The 18,415-nt window shown below is 65.2% G+C and carries 18 protein-coding genes and 2 tRNA genes; 7 read left to right on the forward strand and 13 right to left on the reverse strand.

What is annotated here, in order from left to right; genetic code table 11:
• Window positions 1-755: TCP-1/cpn60 chaperonin family protein (locus AB4Z51_RS36660; RefSeq protein WP_441499031.1), on the forward strand; the 755-nt coding region annotated here is incomplete at its 5' end.
• Window positions 756-877: 122 nt separating this feature from the next.
• On the opposite strand, the gene lepB is transcribed toward AB4Z51_RS36660, so the two are convergent.
• The 5 genes from lepB to AB4Z51_RS36685 form a co-directional block, all read right to left on the reverse strand.
• The gene (gene lepB, locus AB4Z51_RS36665; protein WP_071912536.1) at window positions 878-1,624 is read right to left on the reverse strand and encodes a signal peptidase I; all 747 of its coding nucleotides are present in this window, start codon (window positions 1,622-1,624) and stop codon (window positions 878-880) included.
• A 162-nt stretch (window positions 1,625-1,786) separates the two neighbouring features.
• Complete coding sequence (locus AB4Z51_RS36670) at window positions 1,787-2,938, reverse strand: slipin family protein (protein WP_441499032.1); 1,152 nt, start codon at window positions 2,936-2,938, stop codon at window positions 1,787-1,789.
• 339 nt (window positions 2,939-3,277) lie between these two features.
• Window positions 3,278-3,343, reverse strand: a tRNA-Asn gene (locus AB4Z51_RS36675).
• A gap of 4 nt (window positions 3,344-3,347) precedes the next feature.
• Window positions 3,348-3,417 (reverse strand) — tRNA-Phe (locus tag AB4Z51_RS36680).
• Between the two features lie 193 nt (window positions 3,418-3,610).
• Window positions 3,611-4,444: a LysR family transcriptional regulator gene (locus AB4Z51_RS36685; RefSeq protein ID WP_071912531.1), complete on the reverse strand. Its 834-nt coding sequence runs from the start codon at window positions 4,442-4,444 to the stop codon at window positions 3,611-3,613.
• A gap of 127 nt (window positions 4,445-4,571) precedes the next feature.
• On the opposite strand from AB4Z51_RS36685, the gene AB4Z51_RS36690 reads away from it, so the two are divergent.
• The 3 genes from AB4Z51_RS36690 to AB4Z51_RS36700 all read left to right on the forward strand — a co-directional run bounded on the left by AB4Z51_RS36690 (window position 4,572) and on the right by AB4Z51_RS36700 (window position 7,290).
• A complete protein-coding gene (locus AB4Z51_RS36690; protein WP_135215475.1) occupies window positions 4,572-5,165 on the forward strand; it encodes a cysteine hydrolase family protein in 594 nt (197 codons plus the stop codon).
• 12 nt (window positions 5,166-5,177) lie between these two features.
• Complete coding sequence (locus AB4Z51_RS36695; RefSeq protein WP_135215474.1) at window positions 5,178-5,816, forward strand: glutathione binding-like protein; 639 nt, start codon at window positions 5,178-5,180, stop codon at window positions 5,814-5,816.
• 109 nt (window positions 5,817-5,925) lie between these two features.
• Window positions 5,926-7,290, forward strand: a complete 1,365-nt coding sequence (locus AB4Z51_RS36700; RefSeq protein ID WP_441499033.1) for a caspase family protein — start codon at window positions 5,926-5,928, stop codon at window positions 7,288-7,290.
• Window positions 7,291-7,328: 38 nt separating this feature from the next.
• Here the strand turns inward: AB4Z51_RS36700 and AB4Z51_RS36705 are convergent, their stop codons facing one another.
• The 7 genes from AB4Z51_RS36705 to AB4Z51_RS36735 all read right to left on the reverse strand — a co-directional run bounded on the left by AB4Z51_RS36705 (window position 7,329) and on the right by AB4Z51_RS36735 (window position 14,228).
• Window positions 7,329-8,765 carry an NAD-dependent succinate-semialdehyde dehydrogenase gene (locus AB4Z51_RS36705; RefSeq protein ID WP_135215472.1) on the reverse strand — a complete coding sequence of 479 codons (1,437 nt, stop codon included), beginning with the start codon at window positions 8,763-8,765 and terminating at the stop codon, window positions 7,329-7,331.
• A 12-nt stretch (window positions 8,766-8,777) separates the two neighbouring features.
• Window positions 8,778-9,425, reverse strand: a complete 648-nt coding sequence (locus AB4Z51_RS36710) for an ATP-binding cassette domain-containing protein (protein ID WP_441499034.1) — start codon at window positions 9,423-9,425, stop codon at window positions 8,778-8,780.
• Complete coding sequence (locus AB4Z51_RS36715) at window positions 9,426-10,127, reverse strand: ABC transporter ATP-binding protein (RefSeq protein WP_441499035.1); 702 nt, start codon at window positions 10,125-10,127, stop codon at window positions 9,426-9,428.
• Entirely contained in the window at window positions 10,124-10,861 is a 738-nt protein-coding gene (locus AB4Z51_RS36720) for an ABC transporter ATP-binding protein (protein WP_441499036.1), read from the reverse strand. The genes AB4Z51_RS36715 and AB4Z51_RS36720 overlap by 4 nt, the downstream gene beginning before the upstream one ends.
• A gap of 2 nt (window positions 10,862-10,863) precedes the next feature.
• Window positions 10,864-11,907, reverse strand: coding sequence for a branched-chain amino acid ABC transporter permease (locus AB4Z51_RS36725; RefSeq protein ID WP_441499037.1), 1,044 nt, complete (start codon window positions 11,905-11,907; stop codon window positions 10,864-10,866).
• Between the two features lie 3 nt (window positions 11,908-11,910).
• Complete coding sequence (locus AB4Z51_RS36730; protein ID WP_441499038.1) at window positions 11,911-12,831, reverse strand: branched-chain amino acid ABC transporter permease; 921 nt, start codon at window positions 12,829-12,831, stop codon at window positions 11,911-11,913.
• Between the two features lie 104 nt (window positions 12,832-12,935).
• Window positions 12,936-14,228: an ABC transporter substrate-binding protein gene (locus AB4Z51_RS36735; RefSeq protein WP_441499039.1), complete on the reverse strand. Its 1,293-nt coding sequence runs from the start codon at window positions 14,226-14,228 to the stop codon at window positions 12,936-12,938.
• Between the two features lie 136 nt (window positions 14,229-14,364).
• Between AB4Z51_RS36735 and AB4Z51_RS36740 the strand changes: the two genes are divergently transcribed.
• Both AB4Z51_RS36740 and AB4Z51_RS36745 read left to right on the forward strand, forming a co-directional pair.
• Window positions 14,365-15,198 carry a MurR/RpiR family transcriptional regulator gene (locus tag AB4Z51_RS36740; RefSeq protein ID WP_071912511.1) on the forward strand — a complete coding sequence of 278 codons (834 nt, stop codon included), beginning with the start codon at window positions 14,365-14,367 and terminating at the stop codon, window positions 15,196-15,198.
• A gap of 22 nt (window positions 15,199-15,220) precedes the next feature.
• The gene (locus AB4Z51_RS36745) at window positions 15,221-16,042 is read left to right on the forward strand and encodes an SDR family NAD(P)-dependent oxidoreductase (protein ID WP_354175048.1); all 822 of its coding nucleotides are present in this window, start codon (window positions 15,221-15,223) and stop codon (window positions 16,040-16,042) included.
• A gap of 65 nt (window positions 16,043-16,107) precedes the next feature.
• Here the strand turns inward: AB4Z51_RS36745 and AB4Z51_RS36750 are convergent, their stop codons facing one another.
• On the reverse strand, window positions 16,108-17,199 hold the full coding sequence (locus tag AB4Z51_RS36750; protein WP_441499040.1) for a tlde1 domain-containing protein: 1,092 nt from the start codon (window positions 17,197-17,199) through the stop codon (window positions 16,108-16,110).
• A 657-nt stretch (window positions 17,200-17,856) separates the two neighbouring features.
• On the opposite strand from AB4Z51_RS36750, the gene AB4Z51_RS36755 reads away from it, so the two are divergent.
• Window positions 17,857-18,381: a FecR domain-containing protein gene (locus AB4Z51_RS36755; protein WP_441499041.1), complete on the forward strand. Its 525-nt coding sequence runs from the start codon at window positions 17,857-17,859 to the stop codon at window positions 18,379-18,381.
• Window positions 18,382-18,415 lie beyond the last annotated feature (34 nt).

Genomic DNA, 18,415 nt, shown 5'->3' on the forward strand with positions numbered 1-18,415 from the left:
CCGGCGGCCAGGCGATCTCGGAAGATCTCGGCATCAAGCTCGAGAACGTCACGCTCAACATGCTCGGTCGCGCCAAGAAGGTGATGATCGACAAGGAGAACACCACGATCGTCAACGGCGCCGGCAAGAAGGCCGACATCGAGGCGCGCGTGGCCCAGATCAAGGCGCAGATCGAGGAGACCACCTCGGACTACGACCGTGAGAAGCTCCAGGAGCGTCTCGCCAAGCTCGCAGGCGGCGTCGCGGTGATCCGCGTCGGCGGCGCGACCGAGGTCGAGGTGAAGGAGCGCAAGGATCGCGTTGATGACGCGATGCATGCGACCCGCGCGGCGGTCGAGGAAGGYATCGTCCCGGGCGGCGGCGTCGCCCTGCTCCGTGCCTCCGAGCAGCTCAAGGGTCTGCGCACCAAGAACGACGACCAGAAGACCGGCGTCGAGATCGTGCGCAAGGCGCTGTCGGCTCCTGCTCGCCAGATCGCGATCAACGCCGGTGAAGACGGTTCGGTGATCGTCGGCAAGATCCTGGAGAACAAGACCTACGCTTACGGCTTCGACTCCCAGACCGGCGAGTACGTCAACCTGGTCACCAAGGGCATCATCGACCCGACCAAGGTGGTCCGTACCGCGATCCAGAACGCAGCCTCGGTTGCCGCGCTCCTGATCACCACGGAAGCCATGGTCGCCGAGCTGCCCAAGAAGGGCGGCGCCGGTCCGGCGATGCCCCCGGGCGGCGGCATGGGCGGCATGGACTTCTGAGGTCCAACCACCTCAAGAACTACGAAACCCCGGCAGCGATGCCGGGGTTTTTGTTTTAGGCAAACTCTCTCCCCCCGTCATTCCGGGGCGCGCGGAGCGCGAGCCCGGAATGACGGGGCCCCTCACCAGACCTTCCCCAGCCGCTCCATGTGCGGCTCGCCGTCTTCATCGAGCGACCAGAAGATCCGGGTCACCCGCCCGACGAGGTTGTCCATCGGGATGAAACCCATCGTTGCCATCACGCGGCTGTCGCTCGAGTTGTCGCGGTTGTCGCCCAGCACGAAGAAATGGCCGGGCGGCACGGTGTAGACATTGGTGTTGTCGTAGTAGCCGTTCTCAACGCAGTCGTAGGTGATGTAGGAATTGCCATTGGGCAGCGTCTCGCGCCAGCGCTTGACCTTGACGCTGCCATCCAGACCGCAGGCGGTGCCGGCGAGCCCGTTTGCGAGCGCGACGCGCGTCACCGGTCTGTCATTGAGGACAAGCTGTCCCTGCCGCATCTGGATGCGGTCACCGGGCAGCCCGACCACGCGCTTGACATAGTCGACCGAGGTGTCCTTTGGCGCGCGAAACACGACGACGTCACCGTGCTCGGGCTCGGCCGCAAAGACACGGCCCGAGATCCATGACGGCGCGAACGGAAAGGAATAGCGGCCGTAGCCATAGGCATATTTTGCGGCGAAGACGTAGTCGCCGACGACCAGCGTCGGGGTCATCGAGCCGGAAGGAATGTTGAACGGCTGATACAGGAAGAAGCGAAACAGGAACGGCGGCGACCACAGCACCGGGATCAACAGGATCAAGACGACGATCGCTTTCCATTCCCGCGGCCGGGCCGTAGGGCGGATCGTTTGCTGAAGAGTGGTCATTCGCTTGCCATGATCGAGATTGTGGTCGTCACCGTGAGATTACGCAACCTTCGCGCGCGTGCAATACCCACTCATGGTTTGGTCGCACGGGCGCGCGCACGCGTTCATCGCAAGCGTCGACAATGGACATATGAAGGGCCGCCCGTGGGCGGCCCTTCTGCTTCATGCGCTCTCGGGCGCCTTCAGGCGCACGAGCCGGGTCAGGAGGGCATCGAGGCCCTCGCCGTTGCCGGCATGGAGGTCGATGCGGCCGACCTTCTCGACCAGCCTCTCCAGCGACTCCAGCTCCTTGAGCCGCAGCAGCAGGGGGTTCTCCTCCATCAGGCGGGCGGTGTTCAGGAGCGAACGCGTTGCCGYGGTCTCCTCCTGCCGGCGGATCAGGTTCGCCTTCGCGACCCGCTCCGCCTCCACCACCTTGTTCACCAGCTCCCGGATCTCGCCGGGCAGGATCACATCCTTGACGCCGAGCTCGGTCACCTCCACGCCGGACTCCGCGACGCGTGCCCGCACATAGTCGCGCAGCTCCGCATCCAGCGCCGCCTTCGCAGACAGCACCTCGTCCAGCGTCCGGCCCGCCACCGCCTCGCGGATCGCGAACTGCACCAGCCGATACAGCCACGCATCCACGTCGGGCACGGTCGCAACCGTGCGCTCGGGATCGACGATCCTGCGGAACGCCGTCAGCGTCACCCGCAGCGCGATGCGATCCTTGGTCAGCATCTCCTGCGCGGTGATCTCGACCGCCTGGGGCCGCAGGTCGAGGCGCTTCACCTCGATCTTGCGGCCGACGGTCCAGAAGGCGTGCCGGCCGGGCGCGAGCCGCTCCACGAGCCGGCCCTCGACATAGAGCAGGCCCGCCTCGTGGTTCTCGACCACCGCTTCCATCACGACGGTCGAGCGATTGCGCTCGATCATGGTCAGGTGCCGCGCGCCAACCCGGGGATCGGCGGACACATCGATGCGCTCGACATCGATGCGGGTCGCGACCTTCCAGTAGACGCGCGCCTGCCAGGGCGTCATCAGATGCACGGGCCGGCCGTCGAGGCTGACGATGGCGATCTCGTCCGCCTTGGTCTCGATCGCCTCGAACAGCTCCGCGGCCAGATCAGGCCGCGCGGCCTTCAGCACCGCGTAGCGATCCGCAGAGAATTCCCTGCGGACGACGTCGAGCACCTCGGCCTTCAGCTCGTGCAGGGGATCGAACAGCCGGTGCTTGCCGGGCGCGAGCACGCGCACGAGCTGTCCGTTGCGCGTGAGCAACGCACGCTCGCCGTCCTTCACCGTCACGTTCAGCATCAGCAAATGCCAGGTCATGGCACGCCTCCATCATATTGCCTCCGGCCGAACGCGGCCGGATAGCGGGTTTCGTTTGCAAAGGACGTGAGGACGCGAACGACGCTTCCCGGGAAAGCGGCGGGCCGGGGCTTGAGCTTGCATGACGACGGGCGCACGCGCGCGATCGCTCGACGCGTTTCGAGCGGTCATGCGGAGCCACCCGGCATCAGCGCAAGCGGTATCGACCCGCGGCGCAAAGCCGGTCTCACAGTGTCTAGGTTCGGACGGAAAGCCTTTCGGCAAAACGGCCGGACTGCGACTGAAGCGCGCGTCCGGTCCTCGTCAGAGGTATCAGCTTTTCAGGCTGAAACGGAGCGCTGGAGCGGGATTCGAACCCGCGACAGGATGAGTAACAGTCATCTGCTCTACCAAACTGAGCTATCCTTTGTGCAAGAGACCGGAATCGAACCGATGCCTTCGGGTGTTCAGCCCGACGCTCTCCATGAGCTACGTCCTGCGTTTGCCCTTCATTCGGCGGAACACGAAACCGCAGAGCGGCTCGCGCCAGTCGGGATCTCAGAGAGCCCGAACCCATGGCCTAGCGAAGGAGGGCGCTAATAGACGAAGCACGTTCGGGTTGCAAGGGGGAAAGCCAAGATTTTTCGTCACGCACTCCGCACTGTGACGCGATGATCACAATGCGAGGTGACGTCAACCGCGCGACGTTTCCTGAAAACACGCCCTCACCCAGTCGATCGTCACACGCGTCGCGGGATCGCGCTTGAGGTGGTTTTGCACCAGCAGCCAGGCGTCGCGCCGCTTCGGCAGCAGCGTGGCGCGCAGGCGGCGATCGCCGAGCAAGTCCGCGCAAACATACTCCGGCAACACGCCGGCGGCCCGATGCGCGCGGATCAGGTTACGGATGACGCGAACGTTGTCGGTGACGCAGCGCGCGCGGGCTTGCTTCATGCGCAGGAATTGCATCTCGGGAATGGCACCGAGTTCGTCCGGATAGGCGCACAGCACCGGTTCGCCCTCGGTCGCAACAGGCTCGAAATAATAAATGCGGATCTCGCCGAGCCTGGAGATCGCGAAGTCACCCTTGTCGGGTTTGCGCAGCCGGATGGCGAGATCGGCTTCCCAGCGCGAGAACTTGACGTTCTCGCTCGAGGTGAGGAATTGCAGCGTCAGGCCGGGATTGGCGCGCAGGAAGTCGCTCGCGCGCGGCGACAGCACCTCCTCAGCGAACGTGTTGGTGGAGGCGATGCGCAGGCGTCCCACCGGACCTGCCAGGCTCGCGCCGACGCGACCGATCTCGGCGGCATGTGCGGCCATCGCCTCGACATGCGCCAGCACCGCCTCGCAACTCCGCGTTGGCCTGCGGACGCCGTCGGCGGCCTCGAACAGACGCAAACCGAGCGCACGCTCGATGCGCGACAGCCTGCGCCCGACCGTCGTCTCGTCGATGCGCAGCCGCGCGCTGGCGCCCGCATAGGTGCCCTCGTCCCTGACGGCGGCGATGATGCGCAGATCGTCCCAGTTCATTGCGTCAGGTTATACCGGCCGGGATCAGCCTGCAATATCGCAGCCACCCGCTGCAATATCCCTGCATATCGGCAGGCATTCCCGGGGCTATGTTTGTGCAGCCTTTTGCCCCGGAGATTTCCAGACCATGACGACCGCAAAGACCCTGCTGCAGCTCGCCGGTGCCGATCTCAACCCGCCGCGTCTTGGCGACGCTGCGCTGGTGCTGATCGATATCCAGAACGAATATCTCGCTGGTCCGCTCGCTTTGCCCGACGCGGGACCTGCGATCACGCGGGCGGCTGCGCTCCTGGCACGGGCACGCGAGAGCGGAGCCGCGATCATCCATATCGCCCATCGCGGCAAGGCCGGCAGCCTGTTCGATCGCCGCGCTGAGCGCGGCGCCATCGTCGCCGAGCTGAGCCCCCGTGCCGGCGAGCTGGTGATCGAGAAGGAGTTGCCCAATGCATTTGCCGGCACTGATTTGCAGGCGCGCCTTGCCGCAACCGACAGGAAGAACATCGTGCTGGCCGGCTTCATGACGCATATGTGCGTCAGCTCCACCGCCCGTGCCGCGCTCGACCTCGGCTTTCGCACGACTGTTGACGCCGATGCCTGCGCCACGCGCGACCTGCCCGACGGCCGCGGCGGCACGCTGGACGCCCGGACCATCCACGCGGTTGCGCTCGCCGAGCTATCCGACCGCTTCGCGATCATCGCGCGCGGCGATGTGCTGAAATAGCGGAGCAACGCGATGCTGCAGCTCTATTTCTCGCCGATGGCCTGCTCGCTTGCGAGCCGCATCGCGCTGATGGAAGCCGGCCTCGATGCGCGCTATCATCTGGTGCATCTCAGGACCAAGACGGTCGCCGACGACGACGGCGATTTCCGCGGCGTGTCGCCGAAGGCCGCGGTGCCGGTCCTGGTGCTGGAGAACGGCGAACGGCTGACCGAAAGCGCGGCGGTCCTGCAATACATCGCCGATGCGAAGCCGGAGGCGGGTCTCGCGCCCCGGTTCGGCGATCCCGACCGCTACCGCCTGCAGGAATGGCTGAGCTTCATCGGCACCGAGATCCACAAGGCATTCCTGTTTCCGACCTTCTGGTACAAGGACGACGGCTCGCTCGCCAAGCCGCGTGCAAGGATCCCGCAGACATTGGCGGTGCCATCGGCGCATCTCGCGGACCGCGAATTCCTCGTCGGTGACAGCTTCACCGTCGCGGATGCCCATCTCGCCTGGGCCCTGCTGCTGCTCCGTCCCGCGGGCGTCGACATCGCACAATGGCCAAGCCTGTCGGCCTATCTCGCGCGCATGCAGGCGCGGCCCGCCGTGCGGGAGGCGATTGCGACCGAGATGGAGCTGCGCAAGACGGTGGCGGCAAACCCGGCGTGACAGGATGTCACGGTCGCCAAATCTGACGGGTCCACAGCGAGGGCATTGATACCGACGCGGCATGCGCTAATCTGGGGCATATTTTTCGATATTTCCCTGGAAGGCATTCATGCGTGCTCCTTCTGGAATTTTGCGTCTTTTTTTCCTGACCCTCCTCGCCCTCTGGCTGAGCTTTGGGCTGAGCCTTGCCCCCGCATCGGCGGACACGCGGGTCGCGCTGGTGATCGGCAACGGCGCTTATGTCTCTACGGCGCAGCTACCCAACCCGTCGCACGATGCCGAAGACGTCGCAGCCTCGCTCAAGCGCAGCGGTTTTGAGGTGTTTCAAGGCATCGACCTGCGTCAAGCCGACATGCAGGACCTGACCATCCGCTTCGCGCGCGCCGCGAGCCGTGCCGACGTCGCGATGTTCTATTACAGCGGCCATGCGATGCAGTACAACGGCGTGAACTATCTGATGCCCGTCGACGCCGTGCTGACGGATGAGGCGGACCTGAAGCGCTTCGTGCGGGTCGACGACATCGTGAACGATCTGCAGCAGGCCAAGAATTTGCGCATCCTCGTGCTCGATTCCTGCCGCGACAATCCGCTGGCGGAAACCCTGAAGCGCTCCGCCGGCTCGACACGCGCCGCCTCGATCGGACGCGGGTTGTCGAAGGTCGAGGCACCGCGCGGCACGATCGTGTCGTTCTCGACGCAATCAGGGCAGGTCGCCGCCGATGGCACCGGCCGCAACAGCCCCTACACGACCGCGTTCCTCAAGCACATCGAGGAGCCGCAGGAAATCGGCGACGTCTTTCGCGACATCAGCAGCGACGTCTATGACTCCAGCGGCAAGACCCAGCTGCCGGAGCTGTCGCTGTCGATCATCGGCAAGTTCTACCTGAACGGACCTGTCACGGTCACGGTCGCGCCGACGGCCCCCCAAGCTGCACCGAAGGCCGATCCCTGCGCGGCCGCCGAGGCGCACTGGAAGGCTGCTGAGGGCATCGGAACGCTGGGTGCCTTTGAGGATCATCTCGCGAGATTCCCGAACTGCATCTTCGCCACCCTCGCCAAGGCACGCATTGAAGGCCTGAAGCAGAAAGTGGCGCTGGCGCCTTCCGGCAACGCCAGAACCACGGGAAGCAAGGATTTCGACGGCAGCTGGGACGTGACGTTGAACTGCCCGGCTTCCGGCAAGGCGCAGGGCTTCACCAGGCCCCTGGTCGCCACCGTGACCAATGGCGTGTTTCACGCCGAGGTGCAGGGCACGGGCGGTGTCAATCGGCTGGAGATCGACGGTCAGATCCCCGCGGACGGCAAGACGACCTTGAGCGCGCGCGGCACGACCGGGGCGAGCACCTACACGCTCAACAATCTCGCACCCGGCTCGCCTTACGCCTTTACGGTCGATGCGCAGTTCGATCGCACCCGTGGCAGCGGAAAGCGCAACGAGGCGCGTGCCTGCAACCTGGTTTTCGTCAAGCGCTAAGCCGCGCGATGATCGCGCGGCCTCGCGTGCACGCCCGCTCACACGCCCGTCTGGCTGATGAACTTGGTGTTGAAGTAGCCTTCCATCGCCTCGGTGCCGCCTTCCGAGCCATAGCCGGAATCCTTGATGCCGCCGAACGGCACCTCGGGCAGCGCCAGACCAAAGCTGTTGATCGACATCATGCCGGCCTCGACCGCCGCGCCGATCGCAGCCGCCGTCTTGGCCGAGCTGGTGAAGGCGTAAGAGGCAAGGCCAAAGGGCAGCCGGTTCGCCTCCTCGACCACGTCGTCGAATGACGAGAAGCGGGAGATCAGGGCGAGCGGGCCGAACGGCTCCTCGTTCATCGCGCGCGCATCCTTCGGCACATCGCTCACCACGGTCGGCTCGAAGAAATGGCCCTTGTTGCCGACGCGCTTGCCGCCGGTCTCGAGCCTGGCGCCCTTGCCGACGGCATCCTGCACCATGCCTTCGATGGCGGTGACGCGGCGCGGATTGGCGAGCGAGCCCATTTTGGACTCGGGATCGAGGCCGTTGCCGACCTTGAACGCCTTGGCGCTGTCGACGAATTTGTCGACGAATTCGCGGAACACGTCGTCCTGCACCAGCATCCGCGTCGGCGAGATGCAGACCTGGCCGGCGTTCCGATATTTCGCCGCCGCGAGGATCTTCGCGGCCGACGCGACGTCGGCATCGCCAAAGACGATCGCCGGTGCATGGCCGCCGAGCTCCATGGTGGCGCGCTTCATGTGCAGGCCCGCGAGCGCATTGAGCTGCTTGCCGACATGGGTCGAGCCGGTGAAGGAGATTTTTCGGATCACCGGATGCGGGATCAGATATTCGGAGATCTCCGACGGCACGCCGTAGACGAGGTTGATGACGCCGTCGGGCACGCCCGCGTCCGCAAACGCGCGGATCAACTGCGCGGGCGAAGCTGGTGTCTCCTCCGGCGCCTTGACGATGATCGAGCAGCCGGCAGCGAGCGCTGCGGAAAGCTTGCGCACGACCTGGTTGATCGGGAAATTCCAGGGCGTGAACGCGGCGACCGGGCCGACCGGCTCCTTCATCGCAATCTGGTAGATGCCGGGGCCGCGCGCGGGGATCAACCGGCCATAGGCGCGCTTGGCTTCTTCGGCGAACCACTCGATCACGTCAGCGGCGGCCATCGCCTCCATCTTCGCTTCACCGAGCGTCTTGCCTTGCTCCATCGTCAGCAGCGGCGCGATCTCGTCATTGCGCTCGCGCATGATCGCGGCGGCCTTGCGCATGATCCGGCAGCGCTCGAAGGGGGCAACGTTACGCCAGACCTTGAAGCCGGCGGAAGCGGCGGCGAGCGCCTCGTCGAGATCGGATTGGCCAGCATGCGCGACGGTGCCGATCACCTCCTCGGTCGCGGGATTGCGCACCTCGATCGCTTTGCCCGAATGGGCCGGGCGCCATTTGCCGGCAATGAAAAGCTGCGTGTTCGAATAGGCCAACGGAATCTCCTTTTAGGTCGAGCTGTGACAGATGGCGTCCGCGGCGCGCGTCATCTCCGGTCCGAGATAGAGGCGGAAGCGCGGCTCGGCGGCGAGCGTGCGGAAGTCCGCCATCCGCGTCACCCCGCCGCCGGCGACGAACAGGAATTGCCCGGCGATCTCGGCGAGGATGTCGAGGTGCCAGCTGGCTGTCGGATGCATGCAGAGGATGACCAGCCTGCCCTCGTCGCGCAGCTTGCGGAAGAAATCGAGCATGAAGCCGATATAGCCGTCCTGCAGGTTGAACTGCGGTTCGTCGAACAAGTGAACCAGCGGCGTCCGGGTCGGCGACGGCGCCAGCAAGGCGGACGGAACGCGCTTGCGAAACCGCCGGACCTGATAGGACTGGTGATAGTGGATCGCGAGCCGGTCGCGCTCGCGGTATTTGACATGGTGGATATCGGTGCCCGCGACCAGCACGCGGCCCGAGGTCGGCGCGTTGGAGCCGGTCATCATCTCGAACAGCGTCGTCTTGCCGGCGCCGTTCGGCCCGACCACGCCGACGATACCCGGTTCTTCGAGCGACAGGTTCGCCTGAAGCGTGAACGTCGGGCGGCGGATGACGCGGCCCCTGGTGTAGACCTTGCGAACGTCATCGAGAACGAGCAGCGGTGCGGCCACTTATTGTACTCCCAGCAAGCGCTGCCGAAGGGGGCGATCATCGCGCAATGTCGCGGCCTCGCCAGTCCAGACGATCCTGCCACGGTCGATCACCGCGGCGTGGTCTGCGACCGACAGCGCGATCTCCGCATTCTGTTCCACGACCAGCGAGGCGATCCCCTCCTCTTTCATGCGCAATATGGTCGCGAGCACGTCGCCGACGATCTTTGGCGCAAGACCCTGGCTCGGCTCGTCGAACAGGACCAGTCCCGGCGAGCCGACCAGCGCGCGCGCAATGGCGACCATCTGCATCTCGCCGCCCGACAGGTTCTCGCAGTCGCGCTCCATGAGATATTCGAGCGGCGAGAAGATCGCGGCGGCCTCCTTGACGCTCCAGTTGCGAAAGCGCGTGCGCTTTTTCGCGATCGTGAGGTTACGCGCCACCGACAAGGTCGGGCACAGCCGCCGGTCGTCGGGCACCCAGCCGATGCCGGCGCGCGCGATCTCGTGGGTCGGATCACGCGTCACGTCATGCCCGTCGAAACGAACGGCGCCGCGGCGCGGCCGGGTCAGCCCGAGAATCGAACGGAGCATGGTGGTCTTGCCGGCGCCGTTGGGCCCGAGCAGTGCAAACACCTTGGCGCGCTCGATGGCGAGCGAGGCGCCAAACAGCGCCTGGGTCTCGCCGTAGAAGGTATCGACCCCATCCACTTCGAGGATCATGCGAACTTCCCGAGGTTGGAGCGCCGCACCCATTCGTTCTGCTGCAGCTCGTGCGGCGTGCCGTGCGCCACCACCTGGCCCCAATGGATGACCGAGATGCGATCGGCGAGCGAGAACAGGAATTCCATGTCGTGCTCGATGGCGACGATGGTCAGCCGGCCTTTCAGGCGCGCCACCAGAGCGGCCAGCCGCTGCACGCCGTCGGAGCCGAGGCCGGAGGTCGGCTCGTCCAGGCACAGCACGCGCGGGGCCTGCGCCAGCGCGACCGCGATCTCGAGTGCTCGGCGGTCGCCATAGGACAGGTCCTTGGCGCGGACATCGCCCTTGTCGGCAAGCCCGACCGCGGCGAGCGCTTCGGATGCCTGCTCGGCAAACCTGCGATCTCCGGCCGCCGCCCGCGCGATATCGAGGCCACGGGCGCGAAACGCGGGCAAGCCCATCATGACGTTGTCGCGGGCGGAGAATTCGTCGAACAGGGTCATGACCTGAAACGAGCGGGCGATGCCCTTGGCGGCGATGCGGTGCGGGCTCAATCCCGTGACGTCCTCGCCGCCGAGCAGGACTCGGCCGCGGCTCGGTTTCACCCGGCCGGTGAGGACGTTGAAGAAGGTGGTCTTGCCCGCGCCGTTCGGGCCCATCACGCCGTGAAACTCGCCCTCGGCCACCGCGAGATCGACGCTTTCCAGCACGACGCGATCGCCGAAGCGGACGTGCACACCCGCGGCCTCGATCATTCTCATCGCCCGCCCCCGACCAGCAGTCGCATCGCGGACGTGCCGCGCCGCCGCAGCGCGTTGAGTGAGTGCTGCTGCGCGGCGGCCGAGAGCGCGCCGGCGATGCCTTCCGGGCGGAATAGCACGATCGCAATGAACAGCAGACCGAAATAGAGCATCCAGGCATTGGTCAGCGCGCCGATCACGTCGCGCGCGGTGAGGAAGAGAAACACGCCGATCACCGGCCCCCAGAAGCTGACGAGCCCGCCACCGACCAGCGTCATCATCACGACGTAGCCCGATTGATGCAGGCTCATCACATCGGGGAACGCGGCGAGCTGCGCCATCGCGAACAGCCCGCCGGCAAAGCCGGACACGGCCGCCGACAGCGCGAAGACCGACGCCTTGTAGAGCCACACGTTATAGCCGAGATGGGCGGCGCGGACCTCGCTCTGCCTGATCGCAGCGACGACGCGGCCATAGGGCGAGTGCACCAGCCGCCACAATACGGCGGTACCGACCGCGAATACCGCGAGCACGAAATAGTAGAACGCGACATTGTCGGTGAGATCGAACGACACCAGCCCGAAATCGGCCGGCAGCCGCTTGATCTTGAGAAGCCCATCCTCACCACCGGTGATCCGGTGCGACTTGATCGCCAGCGTCCAGAAGATCTGGCCGAAGGCGATGGTCATGAAGGCATAATAGATGCCGCGCCGATGCGAGATGAACAGCGCCACCAGCGCGCCGGCAAGCCCCGCGACCACGGCCGCGGCAGCGAGACAGATCCAGAGATTGGCGACAATGTCGAACTGGCAGAGCCCGAACGCATAGGCGCCGATGCCGAAATAGGCGCCATGTCCGAACGAGGGAAGTCCGGCCGTGCCCAGCACCAGGTTGAACGCAAGCGCATAGAGCGACCAGATCAGTATCTCGATCCCGAGATAGGGATAGAGCCCGATCCGCGTGATCCAGAGCGGCACCGTTGCAAGCACCAGCCAGAGCACCAGCATCGTCGGCGTGACGAGGCGCGCGGCGTCGGATGAAGAATTTGATCCCACAATCATTCCCTAGGCCTCGAGCACGCTTTTCTTGCCCCACAGGCCGCGTGCACGGAACGTCACGACGGCGACGAGCAGGATGTACATCGACAACAGCGACCATTCGGACGCGTAAGCGCCGGCAAGACCGACACAGAGCCCGACCAGCAGCCCCGCCACGACCGCGCCCCCAAAGCTGCCGACGCCGCCGAGCACGATCACCAGGAACGCGGGGATGACGGCATCGACACCCATATGCGGACGAATGCCCCAGATCGGCGCGACGATGATGCCGGCGATCGCGGCCAGCATGGTGCCGAATACGAAGACCAGCAGCCGCAATCGCGACAGGTTGATGCCAAGCGCGCGAACGATCTCGCTGTCATGGGCGCCGGCCTTGACGGTTGCGCCGAATGAAGTCTTTTCGATCAACAGCCAGACCAGGCCGATGATTCCGGCCGCGATGCCCGCCGCGTAGAAGCGATAGGTCGACCAGATCAGATCGCCGAACAGGAAGCCGCCGTTGATGGCGGACGGAACCTGCAGCACATAGTCCCGCGTCCCCCAGACAAGGCGGATCAGCTCCTCGATCACCATCGCGGCGCCGAAGGTCAGGAGCAGTCCGTATAGCGGATCCTTGCCGTAGGTCCGCCGCATGCAGAGCTCGATCAGCATGCCGACGAGGCTCACGATCACGGGCGCTATCACCAGCGTGGCGGCATAGCGCCAGCCGAGCGGGAGCGCGAGCCACGCTTTTGCGAGATCGGCCGGCAATGGCGGGCGCGGTCCGGTCAGCTGCATGGCAACGTAGGCGCCGAGCGCGAACAGGGAGCCATGCGCGAGGTTGATCTGCTCCATCAGCCCGACAATGAGCATGAAGCCGAGCGCGATCAGCGCGAACAACAGGCCAAGCGTCAGGCCGTTCAGAAGATGCGGAAGAAGGTCGAACAAGGTTTTGGTCTCGCAACTGGCATTTGCTTACTCGGGACACCGATGGCCCGGGCCTGCGGCGCGCGACATGCGCGCCGCTCGTTCCACGACGCGACGCACCGTCTCTAGGAGTCGACGGTCGGCACCTGCTCGTAGGGCGTGAGCTTGCACTTGCCGGGAGCAGCGTCATCGGCGGCCGATTTCGGCTCGGTCCAGCTGATGATCTCGAACAGATCGGTGTTGTCGGCCGGCTTGGCGTTGCGCCGCGCCAGATAGATCGTCTGCTGCATCTGATGCGTCACGGGATCCATGTAGGCGTCGAAGTGCTGCATGCGATCGGTTGCCGAGACCTTGAGGTTCTCGATCTCCTTGATGATCTTGACGTTGTTGGTCGACCCTGCCCGCTCGATCGCACGGAGCAATTCGCGCGTCGACATATAGCCGTTGTAGGAGACGTTGCCCGGCACCGGGATCGGACCGTCCTTGTTGGCGGCCTGCCATTTCCTAACGAAGTCGGCGACGCCGGGCAGCTGCAGCTTGTGATACCAGGTGGTGCCGAACACGCCGAACAGGCTGTCGGGCGCGCCCCAGACGTCGGGCCAGTCCTGCTGGTTGTTGATCCAGGCGGGCTTGCCGTCGAGCTTGAGCTGCGCCACCTGCTCGCGCAGTGCCTTGATGTCGTCGCCGCCGATCGCAGTCGCGACCACGTCGGGTTTCGCCTGCTGGATCTTCAGGAGGTAGGCGGTGAAGTCGCGCGTGTTCTGCGGCACCAGGAGATTGTCGATGATCTTGCCGCCGGCAGCCTCGACCTGCGCCTTGGTCGCGGCGGACGTCGTGTGACCCCAGACGTAGTCATTGGTCAGCAGCATCCAGTTCTTGCCGATGGAATCGACCGCGTTCTTGACCGACGCCTTGGAAAAATTGGTGCCGTTGCCGTCCCACACGAATTTCACACGCGAGCAGTTCTCCCCGGCCTCGCTCGGCGCGGAGGAATTGGTGTTCATGTAGATCACGCCGTATTTGCTGGCGACCTGGGTGATGGCGTTGGCGACGCCGGAATGCAGCGCACCGATCAGGATGGTGCAGTCCTCGCGGGTGATGAAGCGTTCGGCGACGCGGCTGCCGGTGGCCGGCGTCGTCTCGGTATCCGCGGTGATGAACGAGACCTGGCGGCCGAGCACGCCGCCTTTGGCGTTGACCTCGTCGATCGCCATCTTGATGCCGCGGAAATCATCCTGGCCGCTGTTGCCGTATTGGCCGCTGGCATCGCAGGTCAGGCCGAGCTTGATCGGCTTCGCGCCTTGCGCCCACGCATGATTCTCTTTCCACGGCCCAAAGAAGCTGCCGGTGCCGCCGATGACGCTCGCCATCAAGCTGCCCTTCAGAACGCATCGCCGTGAGATCTGACGCCCTCTCATCGTTTCCTCCCGTTTTCGAAGTCTTTTGCTTTTTTGTGCAATTAGAATATTCATTCCATTTGTTATGTAAAGTGGAATATTTGGTCCAAACGGTGAAATGCCGTTAAACAGGCGACCGATCTGGAGACCCGAGACGATGAACAAGGCACAAGGCGCGATGAGCTACGACGAGCTGCGCGGCGCCATTGCGCAGCGGCACCGGGCGCTGTCCGGCCGGCTGCAGCAGATCGCGGAGTTCGTGCTCGATCACCCGACCGATGTCGCCCTCGGCACCGTGGCGGAGGTTGCGCAGCGCTCGGGCGTGCCGCCCTCGGCGATCGTTCGCTTCGCCCATGCGCTCGGCTTCGGCGGCTTCACCGAGATGCAGCAGGTATTCCGCTCACGCCTCGTTGCCGGCGTAGCACCTAGCTACAAGGCGCGGCTCGCCCGCATGAAGAGCGAGGAGAAATCGGTACTCGGCCGCCAGCCGGCCGCGGTGCTGTCGCGCTTCGTCTCGGAGGCGCAGTCGTCGCTGGTGACGCTCAGTCAATCCGTGCATGCGCGCGAGCTCGACGCCGCCACCGCGATCCTCGCCAAGGCGCGCGACATCTATCTGCTCGGCCTCGGCGGCTCGTTTCCGGTTGCGACCCACCTCGCCTACGTGCTGCGCAAGCTCGGACGCCGCGTCGTCCTGCTCGACGGCACGGGCGGCAGCATCCACGAGCAGTCGCATGCCGCAACCACGGAGGACGCGCTGGTCGCGATCAGCTTCCGGAACTACTATCCGGATACGGCGCGGCTGTTTCCCGAACTCGTTGCGCGAGGCGTGCCCACGATTTCCATCACCGACAGCCTCCTGAGCCCGATCGTCGAAGGCGCGAGCGTCGTGTTCGAGATCCAGGACATGCCCGAGCCGGCGCTGCGCACGCTGGTCGCACCGATGTGCCTCGTGCAGGCGATGGCGATCGGGCTCGATCTCGCGGCGGACTGACGTTTCATAACAGGAGAAGATCATGGCTGCACATGACGGGAAAGTATTGTCAGGACAGGTGGCGCTGGTGACCGGCGCGGGACGCGGGCTCGGACGCGCCTTTGCAGAGAAGCTCGCCGCGCTCGGCGCCGATGTCGCCATCCACGGCATGCGCGAGAACGGGCCGGCGGAATATGGCGAGGGCACCACCCTCACCGCGGTCGCCGCAGAGATCGGCCAGCAATTCGGCGTCCGCAGCCAGCGCGTACTCGGCGATCTCACCAGGGGCGAGGACATCGCGCGCGTGATCGCCGAGACGGAAGCAGCCCTCGGCCCGATCGGCATTCTCGTGCACAATGCCGGCGGCGACATCGCAGCCGCCGGCGGCAAGCCCGATCCGAACGATGCGGTAAACATCAAGGAGGCCGATGTGCGCGCGGTGCTGGAGCGCAATCTGCTCTCGACCATCCTGACCTGCCAGGCGGTCGCGAAGGGAATGATGGAGCGGCGCCGCGGCCGCATCGTCACGCTCGGTTCGGTCGCCGCGTTCAAGGGCCGCACCCAGGGCTCGATCTATGCGGTGTCGAAGGCCGGCGTAACCCACTACACGCGATGCCTGGCCGACCAGCTCCGCGCTTACGACATCGCCGTCAACTGCATCGCGCCCGGCGATACCCGCACCGGCCGTTTCCTCGGCACGCGCGCGGTGGACCCCGACAGGATGGTCGAGACCGGCACGCTCGACCGCATCGCGACCGTCGATGAGGTCGCGCGCGTCGTCGAGTTCTTCGCCGGTCCCATGGGCGCCTTCGTCTCGGGCCAGGTGCTGAGGATCGACGGCGGCGGACAGTGCTGGCCGGGTTGAAGCAGAGAAGAAAAGAAAAGGGCCGCTRCAAGCGGCCCTTTGAGATCATCGCGAATTGACTGAGCTCACTCGACCCGCGACAGCACCGCGAGCTTGCGGATGCCCTTGTTACGGTAGGCGTCGAGGAACGCGTAATAGTCCTTGAACGACACGCAGCCGTTCGAATCGCCGTTCGGCCCGAGCATGAAGGTGTGGGCGAGCAGGCCGTCGCGGCCGTAGATCGCGCTCTCGCCGCCGATCGGGGTCAGGCGCAGAGCCGGCACGCCATGGAACAGCGCTTCGCGCGGCTTCAGCGTGTAGATGTGCGGCGGCGTCACGCCGCGCATGCGGACGCGCGAGGAGCGCGGATCGTCGAGATTGGAGCCGAGGCCGGAATGCGCCTCGAGCTTGGTGCCGTCGGGCAGGTAAACCATCTTGGCGGTGATGTCGTAGACCGCCGTGTCGCGCTCATAGGGCGCCGAACCGCCGAGCATGGGGTTCTGCTCCCTCGGCGCGATGGACGCGGTCACGCTGGCATCGGCCGAGGCATAGGCCAGCAGCCCGCCGGACGGCTCCCGCTTACCCCAGAGCTTCTCGACCATCGACTGGCGCGGCCCGGTGATCGACATCACCGCGGCCTTGGCGCGATCGGCAAACGATTTCGGCTTCGCCTCGGGCGCCGGCACGATCTCGGCCGGATCGGCCGAAGCCAGCTGCATCTGCGCATCCGGCGCACGCTTGGCCTTGTCCGCAGACTTGTCAGCAATCTTGGCCGGCGCCGCCGGCTTCAGCGCTTCCGCGACCTTCGCGATCACGCTCTGCTTGGGGGCGTCCTTCGACGCTTCCTTGGCGACGGCGACCTGGGTTGCGGGCGCGGCGCTCGCGTTCGACGCAACGCCCTGGGTCGCGGCCGCGGCAAAGCGCTCGTTGAACATCTCGCGCGAGATCGGGGCTGCGACCTGCAGCCGGTCGGGCAGCAGCGCAAAGGTGTCCCTGATGGCCACGCCGGCCTCACGCAGCGCCACCCTGGGCGCGCGCTTGATCACGGGCTCGTCGTAGCCAATGCTGCCGACGGTCGGATAGACGCTGGCGCCGAGGACGTTGCTGTAGATGGTCCAGCCGGCGCCCATCACGACGCAGCCGATCGCCGCAGCGCCCAGCCAATTGGTGGTGGTCATTTTCCGGGAAGGCTTCCGAAGAGAATTCTTGGACTTCCGTGCCGCGTTACTCTGCGCAGCGATACTCGTACTCATTCGCCTTGCGTCCAGGACGGTGTCACTCAGTCCCCCTTCGAAGTGCCGCTGGTCACGATCCGGGAACAGCATCTCGCAGGAGGTCGGAGCGTCATTAAGGCGACTTTTAGTTAAATGCAGATTAAGTTCGGGCAGATGTGAGGCACCGTGTTAACGCTGTCCCATTTCGAGAAAAAAGTCCGCAGAACTACGGACTTAGGAGCGTCTGTTAACTATAATTCTCGGCCGGTTCGGCACGTTGGACGGACGTCACAGGCCGCCCCTCTAAGGCCATCCAACCAAGTCGTTTTCGTGGTCTTCAATACCCGGACAATAGCGGGGAAGCGTTGCGCGAGGCTGGTGAGCGCTGCCCTCTCCAGCGGGTGTCAGCAGGGTGGCGGCAGAGCCCGTCCCACATCACACATCGCGCACAGAGTGCTCACGCGGCACGGCGCCCTGACTGAAAGTTGATCGCGTCGGACTGGAAAAGACCGCACCGAGGAAATAGCTCCGAGAGCGGCACTTTTCAGCAGCCTCTGCGTGTGATACGGTACCGTATCAACATCGCTTTGAACTGTGCCAAGCACGCAAACGGAGGCTGGCATGAGAGGGATCGCGGGCGCCGGTATTTTCGCTCTGGCGTGGTTGTTTCACTTGATCGGGTCTGCGAACGCACAGCCGGTTGCCAATGTCGGCTGCACGGCATCGCCATCGGCTGCGGGCACGCAAATCTGGCGCTGCGACAACGGCATCACCATCGTTGCGGAAAACGGCGCCAGATTTGAACTTAAGGACGCCAACCGCGACGGACATATTGACTCCGTGGAGTTGAGCAGCAAGGCGCTGCTGATCGAGGTGCCCAAGAAGCCCGGCGGCAATCCCTTCAAGGTGCTGACGCCGCAGGCGATCGCCGCAGTGCGCGGGACCAAATGGGCCGTCGATGTCGCTGAGGCCAAGACCGCGGTCTTCGTTGCTGACGGCCGTGTCGGTGTGAGCCGCAGGGCTCGTGGACGCGGCGTCGTGCTCGGACCGGGCCAAGGCGTCGATGTCGAGGCAACGGGCCCGTTGACCGTCAAGACCTGGGGCCAGCCGCGCGTCGACGCGCTGATGGCAAGACTGGGTCAATAAGGCCTGGACAATTAAGGCCCGCGCAGCAACGCCC

The sequence above is a fragment of the Bradyrhizobium sp. 2TAF36 genome, from assembly GCF_052114925.1.
Taxonomy (GTDB): Bacteria; Pseudomonadota; Alphaproteobacteria; order Rhizobiales; family Xanthobacteraceae; genus Bradyrhizobium; species Bradyrhizobium barranii.

Bases quoted from the DNA above. Each gene is read 5' to 3' on its own strand.
- AB4Z51_RS36740 (WP_071912511.1), top strand. From the start codon at position 14,365: ATGAACAAGGCACAAGGCGCGATGAGCTACGACGAGCTGCGCGGCGCC.
- AB4Z51_RS36755 (WP_441499041.1), top strand. From the start codon at position 17,857: ATGAGAGGGATCGCGGGCGCCGGTATTTTCGCTCTGGCGTGGTTGTTT.
- AB4Z51_RS36685 (WP_071912531.1), bottom strand. From the start codon at position 4,444: ATGAACTGGGACGATCTGCGCATCATCGCCGCCGTCAGGGACGAGGGC.
- AB4Z51_RS36725 (WP_441499037.1), bottom strand. From the start codon at position 11,907: ATGATTGTGGGATCAAATTCTTCATCCGACGCCGCGCGCCTCGTCACG.
- AB4Z51_RS36750 (WP_441499040.1), bottom strand. From the start codon at position 17,199: ATGACCACCACCAATTGGCTGGGCGCTGCGGCGATCGGCTGCGTCGTG.
- AB4Z51_RS36735 (WP_441499039.1), bottom strand. From the start codon at position 14,228: ATGAGAGGGCGTCAGATCTCACGGCGATGCGTTCTGAAGGGCAGCTTG.
- AB4Z51_RS36745 (WP_354175048.1), top strand. From the start codon at position 15,221: ATGGCTGCACATGACGGGAAAGTATTGTCAGGACAGGTGGCGCTGGTG.
- AB4Z51_RS36690 (WP_135215475.1), top strand. From the start codon at position 4,572: ATGACGACCGCAAAGACCCTGCTGCAGCTCGCCGGTGCCGATCTCAAC.
- AB4Z51_RS36715 (WP_441499035.1), bottom strand. From the start codon at position 10,127: ATGATCCTCGAAGTGGATGGGGTCGATACCTTCTACGGCGAGACCCAG.
- lepB (WP_071912536.1), bottom strand. From the start codon at position 1,624: ATGACCACTCTTCAGCAAACGATCCGCCCTACGGCCCGGCCGCGGGAA.
- AB4Z51_RS36700 (WP_441499033.1), top strand. From the start codon at position 5,926: ATGCGTGCTCCTTCTGGAATTTTGCGTCTTTTTTTCCTGACCCTCCTC.
- AB4Z51_RS36695 (WP_135215474.1), top strand. From the start codon at position 5,178: ATGCTGCAGCTCTATTTCTCGCCGATGGCCTGCTCGCTTGCGAGCCGC.
- AB4Z51_RS36720 (WP_441499036.1), bottom strand. From the start codon at position 10,861: ATGATCGAGGCCGCGGGTGTGCACGTCCGCTTCGGCGATCGCGTCGTG.